Here is a 17,289-nt window from a genome sequence, read left to right as displayed (position 1 = left end):
CTGCCGATGCTGCAACCGGCCAGAAACGCGTCAGGCCCCCAGCGTGAGCTGAGGGCCTGAACTTAAGGGTGGGCGATACTGGGATCGAACCAGTGACCTCTTCCGTGTGAAGGAAGCGCGCTACCACTACGCCAATCGCCCCTTGAGCGAGAACAATAGTAGCGCGGATTCCGGGCGCTCGTGACCAACGTCGAGGCATTCTCGCTTGGTCAAGCGGCCAACTCCACGGTGGCCAGGCTCAGGTGAACCTACCTTCACACCAGGGACGTCACTTGCGACGCGGTAGCGCAGGGTCCGGATTGCGTTCGGCTTGAAGTTCAAAGTGTGCTGCGAGGTCGCGTAGCAACGTCCCTGCGGAGGTCTCTTCACCATCCAGGCTGGACACGTGCTGAACTCCCCTGATCACACTGGTGACCGCCATGTGTGCGCTACCTGCAATGACCTCATCGAGCGAGGCCAACGTCAATTCGCCTGGCGCTCCTACTCGGACGGGGATCCCGGCCTTCGCCCCCCACTCAAGCGCGAGCCCACGAGCGATCCCGGGCAAGCAGCCTGAAGCCAAGGGCGGCGTCACTATCTCTCCCCCGCGTTCCAAGAACACGTTGGTACTGGTGCCCTCGCATAGGTTGCCGTAGGTGTTGGCCAAGATGGCTTCGTCGGCCCCCTTGCTACGTGCATAGGCGGCGATCACCGCGTACTCACCTGCGGAGGTCGTTTTGATTCCGGCAAGAGCTGAACGCTCGTTGTGCTTCCAGGGCGCACGGACCGCGTGGCACAACCGCGGACGTTCCCCTGCCCCACCCGTGATGACGACGGTGGGGCCAGAGTCACCGCGACCGTATCCGGCCGGGCCTGGCCCAGAGGTGACCGTCACGCGGACCCTGGTGACCACAGCATCGGCCGCTACTACTGCGGCGATCCCCTCGCGCACCTCATCCATGTCGATGCCGTCGATACCCATGCGTTCGGCGCCGTAACTCAGGCGCGACAAATGCCGGGTCAACGCAAACGGCAACCCGTCACGCACGGCAATAGTTTCGAACAGCCCATCGCCCACGGTGAACCCGTGATCGTCGGCGCGGATCACCGCTTCTCCGGGCGCCAGCATCCGTCCCTGCGCCCATACCACCCCACTCATAGGGCCATTGTTCCGGCAGATGCCAGGGCTATCAACCGTTGGGCCTTCAACTCTGTCTCGTCCCACTCGCCTTGAGGGTCTGATCCCCAGGTGATTCCCGCCCCGGTTCCAAACCTCAAGTGGCCCTGCTCCCACCAGAAGGTGCGGATACCCACGGCAAGTTCCGCTTGCTGATTGTCGGCGTCCACCCATCCGATGGCACCGCAGTAGGGACCCCGCTCTTGACGTTCCTGCGCACCGATGATGTCGAGCGCAGACGACTTGGGTGCCCCGGATACCGAGCCGGGCGGGAAGGTCCCCTCGAGCAGCGCGGGCCACATGCGGGCGGTCCACACATGTCGCTCGTCGAGAGTCGCGGCAACGGTGGATTGGAGGTGCCGGAGGCCGGGCAGATCATGAAGGCCCAAGAACTCGGGGACCGTCACGGATCCAGGCAGGGCGACATGAGAGAGATCGTTCCGCACCAGGTCAGTGATCATGACGTTCTCGGACTCGTCCTTGGGCAGCATGTCCTGGCCTGGCGCGGCGGTTCCCTTGATGGGCGAGGACGTGACGCGCGCCCCATCCACACGCAGGTACAGCTCGGGAGACGCGGACACCACCCAGGCGGCGTCGCTGCTGGCATCGGGGGCGGCGTCCATCACGATGGCGCTGCCGTACGTGGCGGGGTTGCCGCGCTCTAGCCGCGCACGGAGGGCCGATGCCGCGGCAAAGGGATCTAGCAGGTCAAGCGGTGCTTGAAGGACCCGGCAAAGATTGACCTGGTACACATCGCCTTCGCGGATGTGAGCGCGCACGTTGTCGACGCCAGTCATGTACTCCGCGCGGTTCATTGACGACTGCCACAGGTCGCGCGCTGGGCCGGTCCAGTCCCCATCGTTGGCGCCGGCGAGTGCCGCCGCATAGTCGACGTTCTCCATGCGCCAGGCATCAATCCTGCCTTCAAAGCGCCCGACCACGACCCAGAAACCGCGCTCGGCTAGGCGGTGCCCGTCGACGGCGGCGTCGATGTGCTCCACGGGATTCCAGGCGCGGACGGTGCGGAACTGCGCCTCGCCTCGCCATGTGCCCTCGGTCCACTCCACGCGCACCACCGTAGTCTGACCAGCGGGGATCCGTGAGCGCACAGGCCTGTGATGCCTGCTCGGATTTGGCAGGCCTCGCGGAATGGGCTAGTCTCTATTTCTCGTCAGGGCACGCCTTGACAATGCGGACGTGGCTCAGTTGGTAGAGCATCACCTTGCCAAGGTGAGGGTCGCGGGTTCGAGTCCCGTCGTCCGCTCGTAGGTTCGTAGCCGGCACTGTTCGGCGACCACGGTGGGTTGGCCGAGAGGCGAGGCAGCGGCCTGCAAAGCCGTATACACGGGTTCAGAGCGAGGCAGCGGCCTGCAAAGCCGTATACACGGGTTCGAATCCCGTACCCACCTCGCATGGGCGATTGGCGCAGCGGTAGCGCGCTTCCCTGACACGGAAGAGGTCACTGGTTCGATCCCAGTATCGCCCACCACACAAGCCGCTCCTTCGGGAGCGGCTTTTTTGATGTACCCGGCCTACTCCTAGCGGCCACCCGCTGAGGACTTCACGAGCGCCTCGATTCCTGCGGTCAGTTCCTGGACGACGCGCTCGGGTTCGCCGGACATGTATCCGTCCACCAGGGCACCGTCACGCAGCATCATGATGGTGCGTGCTACGCGTTCAGGTTCAGGAACTCCCCTGCTCTCTGCCCATGTCGTGAACTCCCCCACCATCCATTTCCGGAAATCTGTCACAACGGCGCGCACGGGATGTGTGGGATCGGGGTACTCCGCCGCAGCATTCATGAAAGGGCAGCCACGGAATCCCGGACCACACATCTGGTCACGGAACAGGGCCAGCATTGCCGTGGCATCGGGTTCATGTGTCGCTACGTAGTCCTGCAGTCGGGCAAGCTCGCGCTGGAGATACGCCACCACCAGGTCGTCCTTGGCCGCAAAGTGGCGGTAGAAGGTCACTTTGGAGACATCGGCCTCCGCAATGATGCGGTCAGCACTCACGGCGCGGATGCCGTGCGCGGTGAAGAGGGCCGATGCCGTGGTCACGATGTCGTCGCGAGCGCGGCCACGTGTGGCTGGCATAGGGCGCACCTCCTGCTGTTGCGGTTCGGGAATCTTCTCACGGCTGCCACCGTTGACGATGTAGACGTACTAGTCAACCAACAAGCGAAGGAGAATGTTCCCCATGGACAAGCCCAAGGTCTTCTACACCGCCACGGCGACTGCCACGGGAGACGGCCGCAACGGACACGTCGCAACTGACGACGGCCTAGTGGACGTGGACCTCGCAACCCCCAAGCCCCTGAGCAAACCCACCAAGACCAACCCTGAACAGCTGTTCGCCGCTGGGTTCTCAGTGTGCTTCAACTCGGCCTTCCAGATGACAGCCAAGAAAGCCAAGGCACCGCTGACAGACTCCCGCGTGACGGCGAAAGTGGGCATCGGGCCTGTGGGCCTGCGGGGAGGGTTCGCCCTTGCTGTCACCCTCCAGGTACGAACCGAAGGACTGGACCAGGCCACGGCACAGGAACTCGCCGAGGCTGCCCACCAGGTCTGTCCTTACTCCAACGCCACGCGCGGCAACATCGAGGTCACACTTGAGGTCACGGCCGCCTAGGTAGCGCGGGCCCCTTCGCGCACCTCACGGATCGATTGCACTCTCGGCCAACCCTGAATCGCGGTAGGCGAGCGAAACGTGATCGACACGTCTATCTGGGATGATGGCACGTAAGCAACGAAGGGGTACTCCGCTCGATGTCTGACACCAACCATGAACGCACGCGTCGATTGGGGCATCGCGCTGATGCTCCAGTCCCCACGTCGACCTACAGGCTGCAACTGAACGCGGACTTCACGTTTGCGGACGCAGCCGCCCACCTGGACTACTTCGAAGCCCTCGGTGTGAGCCACTTGTACCTCTCCCCCATCCTCGAAGCGTCCCCTGGCTCCACGCACTTCTACGATGTGGTGGACCACTCGCGGGTTGCCGCGTCGCTCGGTGGCGTCGACGGCCTGCGCGACTTGGCGTGGAAGGCCGGCGAGCGCGGCATCGGCCTCGTTGCCGATGTGGTGCCCAACCACATGGCCGTCCCCACCCCGGCCTATCACAACCAGGCCCTGTGGTCTGTGTTGCGCGATGGCGAAGAGTCCGATCACGCGCACTGGTTCGATGTCGACTGGTCAGGTGGCGAGCCAGTCCTGATGCCTGTCCTGGGTCAACGCATCGGTACCGTGCTTGCCGACGGGGAACTGTCGGTGGGTTCCATGGTGGTTCCGGGCTACGAGGATGAAGGAGAAGTCCCCGTGCTCCAGTACTACGAGCACGTCTTCCCGATCCGTCCCGGCACCGAGAACCTCCCCTTGGCGTCCTTGGTAGACCAACAGCACTACCGCCTCGCCTACTGGCGTGTCGCCAACGAGGAACTGAACTACCGGCGCTTCTTCGATGTGGGCTCACTCGTCGCGGTGCGCGTTGAGGACCCAGACGTCTTCCACGCCACTCACCAGGTCATCGTGGACCTCATCAAAGACAACACTCTCCAAGGTCTGCGGATCGACCACCCGGACGGTCTGGCTGACCCTGCTGGCTACATTCAGCGGCTTTCGGATGCCACGGACGGTGCGTGGATCGTCGTCGAGAAGATCCTTGAGGACGAAGAGCGCCTGCCCACGAGCTGGAAGACTGCAGGGACAACTGGCTACGACGGTGCGTGGCGTGTGGGGGCGCTGCTTCGAGACCCCGCCGGTTCCTCACCCTTGGCCGCCACCTTGCATCGCCTCACCGGAGACGCGATGGGCACGCTTCCCGCGATGATCTCCGAAGCAAAGCGGGAGATCGTCAAGGAGTCCCTATCCAGTGAGGTGCACCGCCTCGCCACCCTTGCACACACGATTTGCACGACCGACGTGCGCTTGCGAGACCACACGTGGCGAGCGCTTTACGACTGCCTCCGCACGCTGCTCATCACGTTCGACCGCTACCGGGCGTATGTGGTCGCCGGCGCTCTGCCCAAGCCACCGTCGCTCGAAGCGATCGCACACGCAGCAGAACGAGCTCGCGGGGTCCTGGACGAGGAGCGGCACGAAACGCTCGACGTCGTCGTGGATCTGCTGCAGGGCGCCGAGGTGGGCTCGGCGGGCCGCACCAATGACGCCAACCGGCGCGAACTCATCACCCGCTTCCAACAAGCCTGCGGTGCGGTCATGGCCAAGGGCATCGAGGACACCGCGTATTACCGCTGGACGCACCTGTTGCCGCTGTGCGAGGTGGGCTCCCCTGCCTCCCGGTTCGCGATCCCCCCAGCGAGCTTCCATGCCTGGGCAGATGAGCAGCAGTTGCAGTACCCCCACGGCATGACCTGCCTCACCACCCATGACACCAAGCGTTCCGAGGACGTACGGGCACGCTTGTCCGTCCTCAGTGAAGCTGCCGAAGAGTGGGACTCGCTGGTCTACAAACTGCAGGCGGAGACGTCATCAATGCGTCCGTCATTGCTTGACGGCAGGACCGAAAACCTGTGGTGGCAGACGCTGATCGGCACCTCTGACGAGACAGGGTTCATGGAGTGGGACCGGCTTGAGGGCTACCTGGTCAAGGCGATGCGCGAAGCCAAGACGCACACCACCTGGACGTCCATCAACGAGGAGTACGAGTCAGCGGTGCTGTGGTTCGCGCAAGCGACACACATCGATGTCACCGTGCGTGGCCTCGTTCACGACTGGCATGTGGCAGTCGCCGAAGGCGTGCGCGCCCATGTGTTGTCGATGAAGCTGATTCAACTGACGATGCCCGGCATTCCGGACGTGTATCAGGGCACGGAAACCGTTGCACCATCTCTTGTCGATCCAGACAACCGACGCCCGGTGGATTTCGACGCCTTGGCCGGCACCTTAGACCGAGTCGCCACCCGCAAGCCCAAGACCCTCTCGGAAGAGAAGTTGTGGGTCACGGCGAGAGCCCTCCACGCTCGCAAGGAGCACCCCGAAGCATTCATTGGGGAAGGTGCGGAGTACCTCCCCCTCCCGTCGTCCTCAGGTCACGCGGTCGTGTTCGCACGCACGGTGGCCGACGAGCCTCGCGTCATCACAGCGGCTACCCGGCTGGGTCTCGACCTCGACAAGCTCGGCGGGTGGCGCGAACACACCGCCACGCTGCCAGACGGTACCTGGACAGACACCATCTCGGGCCGCACGGTTGAAGGCGGCACCGTCGCCCTGGAGACGTTGTTTGCGCACCACCCGGTCGCGCTGTTGGTGCGGGCGTCATGAAGGCGCGCGTCTGGGCGCCAACCGCCGATGCCGTGGTGGCGGTGATCTATGACGGCGACACCCAGCATCGACTCGCCATGGAGCGTGGGCAGGACGGCTGGTGGACAGGACCAGACCTGCCTCATGGCGTCGACTATGCGTATGAGGTCGACGGCGATGGGCCGTGGCCAGACCCCCGTTCGGCATGGCAGCCGCAGGGAGTGCATGGCCCCTCGCGCGTCTTCGATGCGGGACTCCATCGCTGGACAGACCACGCCTGGACCGGCGTCGACGCCCTCGGCGCAGTCATCTATGAGATGCACGTGGGGACCTTCACGCCCCAGGGAACTCTCGACAGCGCGATCGTCCAACTCAAAGACCTCAAAGCCACTGGGGTGGACATCGTCGAGTTGATGCCGCTGGCCCCGTTTCCGGGACGCCACGGCTGGGGCTACGACGGTGTCTCGCTCTACGGAGTCCACGAGTCCTATGGCGGCCCGGCAGCCTTGCAGCGCTTCGTCGATGCTGCGCACCGCGCCGGGCTCGGAGTCTGCCTGGACGTGGTGTACAACCACCTGGGTCCCGACGGGAACTACCTGAGCAAGTTCGGACCATACTTCACCGACGCGCACGACACCCCATGGGGCTGGGCGGTGAACTTGGATCAGGACGGCGCGGAAGGCATGCGCAGGTTCATTTGCAACAACGCTGCGCGGTGGTTCCGTGACTTCCATATCGATGCTCTGCGTCTGGACGCGGTGCATGAGTTGAAGGATGACTCGTCTCAGCACATCCTCGCGCAGCTGTCGGATGAGACTGCGGAGTTGAGTGTGGAACTTGGCCGCCCCCTGTCGTTGATAGCCGAGTCCGATCTCAATAACGCACGGATGGTCACCCCCACCGCCCAAGGCGGGTTGGGCATGACGGCGCAATGGAATGACGACGTCCATCACGCGCTTCACGCCTACCTCACCGGTGAGCGGCACGGGTACTACGTTGACTTTGGTTCGCTCGAAGCCCTCGACAAGGTCTACCGGGAGGTGTTCTGGCACAACGGCACCTACTCACCGTTCCGAGAGAAGACCTGGGGAGCCCCTGTACCAGCAGAAACTGACAGACGTCGATTTGTGGTGTGCGCCTCAAACCATGACCAGGTGGGGAACAGAGCTATCGGCGACAGGCCCTCCACGACCCTCACTCCCGGCGCTCAAGCCGTATCGCTGGCGGCCATTCTGTTGTCGCCGTTCACCCCGATGCTGTTCATGGGCGAGGAGTACGGGGAACGCCGGCCCTTCATGTTCTTCACCGACCATGACGAGCCGTTGGGCACGGCAGTGTCAGAAGGCCGCATGAGCGAGTTTGGCGGACACGGTTGGGAGGAACTCTACGGCGGGAACGTGGCCGTCCCCGATCCCCAGGACCGCACCACGTTCCTGCGTTCCAAGCTCGGCTCAGGCATCGGCTCCGAGGGGGAACCACACGACTCCCTCCGAACCTGGGTAGCCGACCTCATGGCGCTTCGGCGCTACGTGGACGACCGTGACGCGTGGAAGCGCACGCCTGCAGGGGCGTCGGAACCGGTCCCTGGGGTCTTGCGACTGGCCGGACCAGTGACGATGTACGCGAACCTCACCGCGGATGCCATGGACCTGCAGGCATCAGGAATCCTCGCGGCACAGTTCGGGACGGTGTCACACGACGCAGCACGCTTGCGGCTTGCCCCTGACGCCGTCGCGCTCCTGGTGCAGGAATAGCGGCAACCGCACGCGCGGATGACCTGAGCTCCCCGTCGACTAGCTGGGCTCCCCCGTCACCATGGTGTGGAGCCGTGAGAGCGCGCGTGCGTATTTCTTGCGGTAGCCGCCACGCAGCATCTCTTTCGTGAACACCGTGTCAAGGGAGTGGCCCGATGCGACCACTCGCACATCACGGTCATAGAGCCTGTCCACCAAGGACACCAACCTGAGGGCCTGGGCTTGGTCCGTCAGCGGAGCCACGCCACGCAAGCCCAGGACGGCAATGCCGTCGACGTATGCTCCGTAACGACTGGGATGCACATGCGTCAGGTCCTCCATCAACGCGGCCCACTCCTCACAAGCACCGTCTTCGCGCTCGCCAATGGCGACGACCTCGTCCACTCGTGCTGGCGGCGGAAACTCGGAGCTCCCGCGACCTCGGTAATCAGGGCCGTCGATGGTGACGACGTCGAACACACTCGCCACCGCCTTAATCTCGCGCTGGAAGTCATCCGCTGCGAAACGCCCCTGGCCCAATGAACCCGGCAGTGTGTTCGAGGTCGCGACCAACGCCACACCCGCATCGGCCAGTTCTCGCATCAGCCGCGCCATCAGCACGGTGTCACCCGGGTCGTCCAACTCGAACTCGTCGATGCACACCACGGCGAACTCTTGCAACGCAGCCCGTGTGGCTTGGAATCCCAACGCACCTACCAGATGCGTGTACTCAACGAACGTGCCGAAAGCCGCACGCTCGCCCACATCGTGTGCCAACGCAGCCAGCAGGTGAGTTTTCCCGACACCAAAACCGCCATCGAGGTAGATCCCCTTGCCTGCCGTGGACTTGCGGAAACGGTTGAGTCCCGTGCGCGTCACGCCTGCACTGAACGCACGCACCGCATCGACGGCCTGCTGCTGGCTCGGGAAGCTCGGATCCGGAACGTAGGAATCGAAAGTGGCTGCAGCGAAGTGCGGGGGTGGGACGAGGGCAGAGATCAGAGCCTGGGGCTCAACGTGGGGCCTGCGTCCGACAAGTCGGGCGGTCATGATCGTCAGCCTAGTGAGTGTTCCGGGGCCGAAATGCACGACGCCCCGTGCCACCCAAGGGCGGCACGGGGCGTCAAGAAGCAATCAGCAGTGACGCTTATGCCTCAACCTCGGAACGGTCGCCGGACCACAATGTGTGGAAAGTTCCGTCCGCATCCACACGCTTGTAGGTGTGGGCGCCAAAGAAGTCACGCTGACCCTGGATCACGGCTGCGGGCAAACGCTCCGCACGCAACGAGTCGTAGTACGACAGCGACGAGCCAAACGCCGGTGCGGGAACTCCCGCCAACGCCGCCTGAGAGACGATGCGGCGCCACGCGCTCACGCCACCTGCGACCTCATCTGCAAAGTAGGGATCCACGAGCAGCGTCGCGAGGTTCGCGTTGCGCTCGTAGGCTTCGGTGATGCGGTCAAGGAACCGTGCACGGATGATGCAACCTTCACGCCAGATCTTGGCCATGTCGCCACGCTTGATGTCCCAGCCGTACTCTTCCGAAGCGGCCTGGATCTGGTCGAAGCCCTGCGCGTAAGCGACCACCTTGGACGCGTACAGCGCCAACCGCACGTCCTCGATGAAGCCGTCGCGGTTCTTGATGTGGAAGTCCGATGCGTTGCCTTCCAACACCGAACGTGCGGCCTCACGCTGAGCGGTCTGCGACGAAATAGCACGCGCAAACGTGGCCTCGGCGATGCCGGTCACCGGCACACCCAAGTCAAGTGCGGACTGCACAGTCCAACGACCAGTGCCCTTCTGTCCAGCCTGGTCCACGATGACATCCACCAGCGGCTTGCCAGTCTTCGCGTCCGTCTGCTTGAGGACCTCTGCCGTCACCTCGATCAGGAACGAGTCCAGGTCACCCGTGTTCCACTCTGCGAAGATCTCACCGATCTCCTTGGGGCTCAGGTTCAGACCGGCACGCAGCAAGTCATATGCCTCGCCGATCAGCTGCATGTCTGCGTACTCGATGCCGTTGTGCACCATCTTCACGAAGTGGCCAGCACCGTCGGGACCGACGTGCGCGCAGCACGGCGTGCCATCCTCCGCCTTCGCCGCGATCTTCTCAAGGATGGGGCCGAGAGTTTCGTACGACTCAGCGGGCCCACCAGGCATGATCGAGGGGCCGAGCAGCGCGCCCTCTTCACCGCCGGACACACCCGCACCCACAAAGTGGATGCCCTGCTCGCGCAGAGCGGCTTCGCGCCGGCGCGTGTCGGGGAAGTGAGCGTTGCCGGCGTCAACGATGATGTCGCCCTTGTCCAGAAGCGGAACAAGCGCGTCGATGACTGCGTCCGTGGGACCGCCTGCCTGGACCATCACCACGATGGTGCGGGGCTGTGCGAGTGCGTCGACAAAGTCCTGGAGCGACTCGCAACCGATGAACTCACCTTCGGACCCGTGGTCCTCAATCAGGGAGTGCATCTTCTGCGGCGAGCGGTTGTGCACTGCGACAGTGAAACCGTTGCGGGCGAAGTTGCGGGCGAGGTTGCGCCCCATCACCGCCAGTCCTGTTACACCGATCTGGGCAAGCGCCATGTTCAATCCTTCGCATGGGGGTCGGGGAAAGCTTTCGCGCCCCTAGCCTAGTGGCCCCCAGCCGCGTGGCGTACCGGAGCACCGCGGCCCCCTGGCCATACGCTCAGACTTATGGCCAGGGACTTCGCGGAGGCACCGCCCGCCTTCCGAGACGCACTCACCTCCCTGGCACGCGCACGCACCCGTGAAGACGTCACGCTGACAGAGAGCGCGGCCCCGGCCCGCATCGCGCCGTTCGCGGTCGCCGTCAACGGAGAGACCCATCAAGACGATGCCGAAGCAAGCGGCCGTTTCATTCTGCTCCACGACCCCGCCGGACATGACGCTTGGGACGGCACTTTCCGTGTTGTCTCGCTCGTGAAGGCACAGGTGTCCCCGGAAGTAGGCGGCGACGACATTTGGGCCGATGTGGCCTGGTCCTGGGTTGAAGACGCACTCGCGGACATCCCTCACCGCGCTTTGGGTGGCACAGTATCGAAGGTTCTCAATCGATCCTTTGGCGAGCTCGCTGATCGACCCCAAGATGTTTCCGTTGAGGTACGAGTGTCCTGGACACCGCTCGACTCCGACATCGAACCTCATATTCGCGCGTGGACCGAGTTACTGGCAGAGTGTGCGGGCATCCCTCCACTTCCCGAAGGAGTCACCATGTTGCCCGGAAGCAACGTATGACGGACACCGACGAGCAGACCCCCGCGCGTCCCCTCACCGAACCTGCAGGCGGCGTACCGGCGGTCATCGACACTCCTGACGCACTTGAGGCGATGGCGGAAGCATTCTCCAGCGGGACAGGGCCGATCGCTGCGGACGCGGAGCGCGCCAGCGGCTTCCGCTACGGCCAAGCCACATATCTGGCTCAGTTCAAGCGCGCAGGGGCAGGTATCGCACTCGTCGATACCGCGGCACTTGCGGACCTCTCCCTCCTGAACGACGCATTTGGGGATGCCGAATGGGTCTTTCACGCGGCCAGCCAAGATCTGCCAGGGATGCATGACCTCGGCCTGCGTCCGGCTTCAGTCTTTGACACCGAACTCGCGGCACGTCTTTTGGGCTGGCCGAAGGTTGGCCTTGCCGCAGTGGTGGAGCGCGAACTCGGCCTGGCGCTCGCTAAAGAGCACTCGGCGCAGGACTGGTCGACCCGCCCCCTTCCCCACGACTGGCTGGTGTACGCCGCCCTTGACGTGGAAGTGCTTCTCGAACTGCGTGAGCGTCTTCACCAGCACCTCGTCGACGCTGGCAAGCTCGACTGGGCCCTCCAAGAGTTTGAGGCAGTCCGCACTGCTCCCCCACCTCCGCCACGTCCGGAGCCTTGGCGCCGAACTTCAGGCTCGCACCAGGTCCGTGACCAGCGTGGTCTCAGCATCGTTCGCGCAGTGTGGGAGGCACGCGACAAAGAAGCTCAACGGCGCGACACCTCGCCAGGACGTGTGCTCCGGGACGCTGCGATCGTCGCGGCGGCCCAGGCAAAGCCCACCTCGCTGGAGGCGCTGATGGCGCTACCTGAATGGCGGTCTCGAGGCACCAAGAAGGCCGCTCCGCGCTGGTATCCCGTGATCGAACGTGCCCTAGCGCTGCCAGAACGACAGCTTCCTTCCAAGCGTGGACCCCGCGGCGATGGACCGCCGCAACCACGCACGTGGAAAGACAAGCGGCCGGAGGCCGACGCTCGTCTCACCGCGGCGAAGGAACGCATCGCCACCCTGGTTGAAGACCACCATGTCCCCGCGGAGAACCTTCTTCAGCCTGACGCGATGCGCCGATGCTGTTGGGAGTACCGCGGTGGCGGCGAGTCAGAGATTCGGGAGTTCCTCGCGTCACGAGGTGCCCGCGCATGGCAAGTCGACCTCACAGCCCCAGAACTCGCGGCAGCGTTCGAAACGGCCGCAACCGACTAGTCCGCGAGTTCCGCCAATACGGTGTCTGCGATCGCGGTGGCATCAAGGCCGGCATCTTCAACGATCTGGGCTCGTGAGGCGTGCTGGAGGAACTCCCGCGGCACTCCCCTGTGAACCCACGTCGCACGGTGACCCTCAAGTCGAGCGGCATCTGCCCACTCCTGCCCGATGCCTGCATCGGTGAGACCGTCCTCGATCGTCACGACCAGAGTGCAGCCTTCCAAGAGGTCCACTAGACCCTCGGGGATGGGGTGAACCCATGTCGCCGTCGCAGCGATCACGCCATATCCGTCCGCCGCAACCTTCGCGGCCACGTCAACGGCAGTCGCTGCCATAGGACCAAGCCCCAGCACTGCCACTGTGGGCATGTCACCGTGCTCAGCGAGGACTTCCATCGTCCCCACCGTGCGCAACGCAGGCAACTCATCGCCGACAGGTCCCTTGGGGTACCGCACCACGGTGGGGGCATCCTCGACCGCGATGGCCTGCCGGAACGCTTCCCTCATGCTGCTGGCGTCACGAGGTGCCGCAATCTGAATCGTGGGGACGTGCCGCAGCAACGCCATATCCCACATGCCGTTGTGGCTAGGGCCGTCGTCTCCGGTGATTCCAGCCCGGTCCAGCATGAACGTCACGCCAGCGCCATGGAGTGCAGCATCGAGCAGCACCTGGTCGAACGCGCGGTTGAGGAACGTCGCGTACACGGCGAACACGGGGTGGAGACCCGCGAAGGCGAGTCCCGCCGCGGACGTCACGGCATGCTGCTCCGCAATTCCGACATCGATCACCCGATCGGGGAACTCATCCGCAAACGGCTGCAGCCCCACCGGCGCGAGCATGGCGGCAGTAATGCCGACGAGCTCGTCACGTTCACGCCCCGCAGCCACCATTTCTTCGGCAAACACCTTGGTCCAACCGAAGCGGCTCTGCTGGACAGGCAGTCCAGTCTCGGGATGAATCTTGCCTACGGCATGGAACCGGTCAGCGACGTCTTCCTCCGCAGGTGAGTATCCCCGGCCTTTCTCCGTCAGGACATGCACCAACACTGGCGCGCCAAAGTCCCGCGCGTGAGTGAGCGCCGCCTCGACCTGAGCCAGGTCGTGTCCGTCCACGGGGCCCACGTACTTCAGGCCCAGGTCGTCAAACATGCCCGGGTCCGTGATCAGTCCTTTGACTGCCCGCTTCCCGTGCATGACGGTGTTGTACGCGAAGTTGCGCAGTGCGCCACGCCCCTTGAAGGTGCGCTTGCCCCACCCCAAGAACTGTTCGTATCGCGGGTCGGTACGAATCCCATCGAGTTTGCGCGCCAAACCGCCAATCGTTGGCGCATATGAGCGGCCGTTGTCGTTGACCACGATCACGACTCGGTCGTGTGACGCGGAGATCGAGTTCAGCGCCTCCCACGCCATCCCGCCCGTGAGTGCACCATCACCAATCACCGCTACTGCGGTCCGCTCATGCTCACCCCGCAAGGTGTAGCCGCGCGCGATTCCCGCGGCCCACGACAACGACGTCGACGCATGTGAGTTCTCCACGACGTCGTGTTCAGACTCCGAGCGCTGGGGATAGCCGGCTAGCCCGCCCCGACTGCGCAGTCCCGTGAAGTCCTGGCGCCCCGTCAGCAGTTTGTGCACATACGACTGGTGCCCTGTGTCAAACACCAAGGTGTCCCGCGGCGACTCGAACACGCGGTGCAAGCCGAGCGTCAGCTCCACGACACCCAGGTTCGGGCCCAAGTGGCCGCCCGTACGCGATACCGACTCCACCAGGACATCGCGGATCTCGCTGGCGAGATCCGTCAGTTCATCCTGATCGAGACCGCGAAGATCTTGCGGCGATGCGATGCGCTCGAGCACGCAACCTCCTGAGGGTGTGGGGTGAGAACCACTGTACGGCGAACCGGCCGGGAAGTGGCGCAAGGGGCGCCGTGACTGTTCGTCACGACGCCCCTCACGTGGTGTCAAATATGTGTCTTAGGAGACCAAGGAACGGAGGACGTACTGCAAGATTCCGCCGTTGCGGAAGTAGTCCGCCTCACCTGGGGTGTCGATGCGGACCACTGCGTCGAACTCCACCACGGAGCCGTCAGCCTTGGTGGCCTTAACCGGAAGCGTGCGAGGGTGCTCTCCCGCGGAGAAGGCGCTCACGCCAGCAATGTCGAACGACTCAGTACCATCCAGCCCAAGCGACTGCGCGCTCTGGCCTTCGGGGAACTGCAGGGGCAGAACTCCCATTCCGATCAGGTTGGAACGGTGAATGCGCTCAAAGCTCTCGGTGATCACGGCCCGAACGCCCAGGAGTCGGGTGCCCTTGGCGGCCCAGTCACGCGAGGACCCGGAACCGTACTCCTTGCCCGCAAGCACCACCAGCGGGGTGCCCGCAGCGGCGTAGTCCTGAGCTGCGTCGTAGATCGTGTCCTGCTCGTCCTTGACGAAGTTGTAGGTGAACCCACCTTCAACGCCGTCGAGCAACAGGTTCTTGAGGCGGATGTTTGCGAACGTGCCGCGGATCATGACCTCGTGGTTTCCGCGCCGCGAACCGTAGGAGTTGTAGTCGCGCCGCTCCACACCGTGGTCAGCCAGGTACTTGCCCGCAGGCGAGTCTGCCTTGATGGCACCTGCTGGCGAGATGTGGTCGGTGGTGACCGAGTCGCCCAACAATGCCAGCACTCGTGCGCCCGCGATGTCTTCGACGGGTGCCGGGGTTGCTTCCATGCCTTCGAAGTATGGGGGCTTGCGCACGTAGGTCGACTCGCCATCCCATTCGAAGGTCTTGCCGTCTGGGGTGGGAAGACCACGCCAGCGCTCATCGCCTGCGAAGACGTCTGCGTAGTCCTTCGCGAACATCTCTTCAGTGATCGAGGACTGAACGATCGACTCGACCTCGACGGGGTCAGGCCAGATGTCCTTGAGGAACACGTCGTTGCCGTCCGCGTCCTGACCAAGAGCATCGGTCTCGAAGTCGTGGTGCATGCTTCCCGCAAGGGCGTATGCGATGACCAGCGGCGGGGATGCCAGGTAGTTCATCTTGACGTCCGGGTTGATGCGGCCCTCGAAGTTACGGTTTCCGGACAGTACCGAGACCACCGCGAGGTCGTGCTCGTTGACGGCGTTCGACACGGGCTCGGGAAGCGGACCGGAGTTACCAATGCAGGTGGTGCAGCCGTAGCCGACCAGGTGGTACCCCAAAGCCTCGAGGTCGGGCCAGAGACCAGCCTTCTCGTAGTAGTCCGTCACGACCTGCGAACCCGGCGCCATCGAGGTCTTCACCCACGGCTTGACCTGGAGACCCTTGGCGTTCGCGTTGCGCGCCAACAGTGCTGCCGCGAGCATCACCGAGGGGTTCGAGGTGTTGGTGCACGAGGTAATCGAAGCGATCACCACGTCGCCGTCCTTCAGGGGAACCGTGTTGCCGTGCTCGTCGACGTAGGTGCCAGCACCGTCCTTCGCACCCTTGTAGTTCTCCAGATCCTTCGCGAACTGGCCTTTGGAGGCCGACAGTTCAATGCGGTCCTGGGGACGCTTGGGTCCAGCGATCGACGGCACCACCGTTGACAGGTCGAGCTCAAGGTACTCGGAGAAGACAGGCTCCACGTAACCCTCGGCAGAGGGGTCGTGCCACATGCCCTGTTCCTTGCAGTACGCCTCGACGAGCTTGACTTGGTCCTCGGAACGCCCGGTGAGCTTGAGGTAGTCGATCGTGACGTCGTCGATCGGGAAGATCGCAGCAGTCGAGCCGAACTCGGGCGACATGTTGCCGATCGTGGCGCGGTTCGCCAACGGCACCGCCCCTACACCTTCGCCGTAGAACTCCACGAACTTGCCGACGACTCCGTGCTGGCGCAGCATCTGCGTGATGGTGAGCACCACGTCGGTTGCAGTTGCTCCGGCCGGGATCTCTCCCGTCAGCTTGAAGCCGACGACCTTGGGGATCAGCATCGATACGGGCTGGCCAAGCATGGCTGCCTCAGCCTCGATACCGCCCACGCCCCAGCCCAACACGCCCAGACCGTTGATCATGGTGGTGTGTGAGTCGGTGCCGACACACGAGTCAGGGTAGGCACGGACTGCGCCGTCAACCTCAGCAGTCATCACTCCGCGTGCGAGGTATTCAAGGTTCACCTGGTGGACGATGCCCGTGCCCGGGGGCACCACCTTGAAGTTGTCGAATGCGGTCTGGCCCCAACGCAGGAACTGGTAGCGCTCACGGTTGCGGGCGTACTCAAGGTTCGTGTTGAGTTCGAGGGCGTCCTTGCGACCAAAGACGTCGATCACGACGGAGTGGTCAATGACCATCTCTGCAGGCGCGAGGGGGTTAATGACCGAGGGGTCGCCGCCCAGGTCCACCACGGCTTCGCGCATCGTGGCGAGGTCCACGACACAAGGCACTCCGGTGAAGTCCTGCATCACGACGCGCGCAGGCGTGAACTGAATCTCGGTGTCGGGCGCTGCGGTGGGCTCCCACGAGGCGAGGGCCTTCACGTGGTCGGCAGTGATGTTGGCGCCGTCTTCCGTGCGCAGCAACGCCTCAGCAAGTACTTTGAGCGAGAACGGGAGCTTCTCTAATCCAGGTACCGCGTCAAGGCGGTAAATCTCGTAGGCCTTTCCATCCACGTCTAGCGTGGCTTTGGCTCCCAGGGTGTTCTCACTCATAGACATCC

At 63.9% G+C, this 17,289-nt stretch carries 12 protein-coding genes and 4 tRNA genes; 8 read left to right on the top strand and 8 right to left on the bottom strand.

Annotation, left to right across the window (positions count from 1 at the left end; all coding sequences use genetic code 11):
- Window positions 1-69 precede the first annotated feature (69 nt).
- The 3 genes from ON058_RS06250 to ON058_RS06240 form a co-directional block, all read right to left on the bottom strand.
- Window positions 70-141: transfer RNA gene (locus tag ON058_RS06250), tRNA-Val, on the bottom strand.
- A gap of 127 nt (window positions 142-268) precedes the next feature.
- On the bottom strand, window positions 269-1,138 hold the full coding sequence (locus ON058_RS06245; protein WP_274668164.1) for an aminotransferase class IV: 870 nt from the start codon (window positions 1,136-1,138) through the stop codon (window positions 269-271).
- Window positions 1,135-2,223 (bottom strand): chorismate-binding protein, encoded by a 1,089-nt coding sequence (locus ON058_RS06240; RefSeq protein ID WP_274668163.1) that lies wholly within the window; start codon window positions 2,221-2,223, stop codon window positions 1,135-1,137. The genes ON058_RS06245 and ON058_RS06240 overlap by 4 nt, the downstream gene beginning before the upstream one ends.
- A 124-nt stretch (window positions 2,224-2,347) precedes the next feature.
- On the opposite strand from ON058_RS06240, the gene ON058_RS06235 reads away from it, so the two are divergent.
- The 3 genes from ON058_RS06235 (at window position 2,348) to ON058_RS06225 (ending at window position 2,645) form a co-directional block, all read left to right on the top strand.
- Window positions 2,348-2,420 (top strand) — tRNA-Gly (locus tag ON058_RS06235).
- Window positions 2,421-2,454: 34 nt separating this feature from the next.
- A tRNA-Cys gene (locus ON058_RS06230) sits at window positions 2,455-2,565 on the top strand.
- 5 nt (window positions 2,566-2,570) lie between these two features.
- Window positions 2,571-2,645: transfer RNA gene (locus ON058_RS06225), tRNA-Val, on the top strand.
- A 49-nt stretch (window positions 2,646-2,694) separates the two neighbouring features.
- Here the strand turns inward: ON058_RS06225 and ON058_RS06220 are convergent.
- Window positions 2,695-3,252 (bottom strand): TetR/AcrR family transcriptional regulator, encoded by a 558-nt coding sequence (locus ON058_RS06220; RefSeq protein WP_274668162.1) that lies wholly within the window; start codon window positions 3,250-3,252, stop codon window positions 2,695-2,697.
- Window positions 3,253-3,355: 103 nt separating this feature from the next.
- Here ON058_RS06220 and ON058_RS06215 point away from each other — a divergent pair, with 103 nt between their 5' ends.
- From ON058_RS06215 to treZ, 3 genes are all read left to right on the top strand, one after another.
- A complete protein-coding gene (locus ON058_RS06215) occupies window positions 3,356-3,787 on the top strand; it encodes an organic hydroperoxide resistance protein (protein ID WP_274668161.1) in 432 nt (143 codons plus the stop codon).
- 137 nt (window positions 3,788-3,924) lie between these two features.
- Window positions 3,925-6,438: a malto-oligosyltrehalose synthase gene (gene treY, locus ON058_RS06210; RefSeq protein WP_274668160.1), complete on the top strand. Its 2,514-nt coding sequence runs from the start codon at window positions 3,925-3,927 to the stop codon at window positions 6,436-6,438.
- Window positions 6,435-8,171 (top strand): malto-oligosyltrehalose trehalohydrolase, encoded by a 1,737-nt coding sequence (gene treZ / locus ON058_RS06205; RefSeq protein ID WP_274668159.1) that lies wholly within the window; start codon window positions 6,435-6,437, stop codon window positions 8,169-8,171. Before treY ends, treZ begins: the two co-directional genes overlap by 4 nt.
- 39 nt (window positions 8,172-8,210) lie before the next feature.
- On the opposite strand, the gene zapE is transcribed toward treZ, so the two are convergent.
- Together zapE and gndA are read right to left on the bottom strand one after the other, a co-directional pair.
- Entirely contained in the window at window positions 8,211-9,200 is a 990-nt protein-coding gene (gene zapE, locus ON058_RS06200) for a cell division protein ZapE (protein ID WP_274668158.1), read from the bottom strand.
- A gap of 97 nt (window positions 9,201-9,297) precedes the next feature.
- Window positions 9,298-10,734 (bottom strand): NADP-dependent phosphogluconate dehydrogenase, encoded by a 1,437-nt coding sequence (gene gndA, locus ON058_RS06195; RefSeq protein ID WP_274668157.1) that lies wholly within the window; start codon window positions 10,732-10,734, stop codon window positions 9,298-9,300.
- A gap of 111 nt (window positions 10,735-10,845) precedes the next feature.
- On the opposite strand from gndA, the gene ON058_RS06190 reads away from it, so the two are divergent.
- Window positions 10,846-11,406 carry a DUF3000 domain-containing protein gene (locus tag ON058_RS06190; RefSeq protein ID WP_274668156.1) on the top strand — a complete coding sequence of 187 codons (561 nt, stop codon included), beginning with the start codon at window positions 10,846-10,848 and terminating at the stop codon, window positions 11,404-11,406.
- Window positions 11,403-12,629 carry an HRDC domain-containing protein gene (locus ON058_RS06185; protein WP_274668155.1) on the top strand — a complete coding sequence of 409 codons (1,227 nt, stop codon included), beginning with the start codon at window positions 11,403-11,405 and terminating at the stop codon, window positions 12,627-12,629. The genes ON058_RS06190 and ON058_RS06185 overlap by 4 nt, the downstream gene beginning before the upstream one ends.
- Here ON058_RS06185 and dxs read toward each other — a convergent pair.
- A complete protein-coding gene (gene dxs, locus ON058_RS06180) occupies window positions 12,626-14,485 on the bottom strand; it encodes a 1-deoxy-D-xylulose-5-phosphate synthase (RefSeq protein ID WP_274668154.1) in 1,860 nt (619 codons plus the stop codon). The two genes, ON058_RS06185 and dxs, sit on opposite strands and share 4 nt — an antisense overlap.
- A gap of 117 nt (window positions 14,486-14,602) precedes the next feature.
- The gene (gene acnA / locus ON058_RS06175; protein WP_274668153.1) at window positions 14,603-17,281 is read right to left on the bottom strand and encodes an aconitate hydratase AcnA; all 2,679 of its coding nucleotides are present in this window, start codon (window positions 17,279-17,281) and stop codon (window positions 14,603-14,605) included.
- Between the last annotated feature and the right edge of the window lie 8 nt (window positions 17,282-17,289).

It is taken from the genome of Demequina sp. B12 (assembly GCF_028823635.1).
Taxonomy (GTDB): Bacteria; Actinomycetota; Actinomycetes; order Actinomycetales; family Demequinaceae; genus Demequina.
Note: the sequence above shows the minus strand (reverse complement) of the source record. Positions and strands in the feature narration are given on the sequence as shown.

Coding starts and splice junctions, on each gene's coding strand:
- ON058_RS06185 (WP_274668155.1), top strand. CDS start 11,403: ATGACGGACACCGACGAGCAGACCCCCGCGCGTCCCCTCACCGAACCT.
- ON058_RS06215 (WP_274668161.1), top strand. CDS start 3,356: ATGGACAAGCCCAAGGTCTTCTACACCGCCACGGCGACTGCCACGGGA.
- zapE (WP_274668158.1), bottom strand. CDS start 9,200: ATGACCGCCCGACTTGTCGGACGCAGGCCCCACGTTGAGCCCCAGGCT.
- treZ (WP_274668159.1), top strand. CDS start 6,435: ATGAAGGCGCGCGTCTGGGCGCCAACCGCCGATGCCGTGGTGGCGGTG.
- treY (WP_274668160.1), top strand. CDS start 3,925: ATGTCTGACACCAACCATGAACGCACGCGTCGATTGGGGCATCGCGCT.
- ON058_RS06245 (WP_274668164.1), bottom strand. CDS start 1,138: ATGAGTGGGGTGGTATGGGCGCAGGGACGGATGCTGGCGCCCGGAGAA.
- ON058_RS06190 (WP_274668156.1), top strand. CDS start 10,846: ATGGCCAGGGACTTCGCGGAGGCACCGCCCGCCTTCCGAGACGCACTC.
- ON058_RS06220 (WP_274668162.1), bottom strand. CDS start 3,252: ATGCCAGCCACACGTGGCCGCGCTCGCGACGACATCGTGACCACGGCA.
- gndA (WP_274668157.1), bottom strand. CDS start 10,734: ATGGCGCTTGCCCAGATCGGTGTAACAGGACTGGCGGTGATGGGGCGC.
- acnA (WP_274668153.1), bottom strand. CDS start 17,281: ATGAGTGAGAACACCCTGGGAGCCAAAGCCACGCTAGACGTGGATGGA.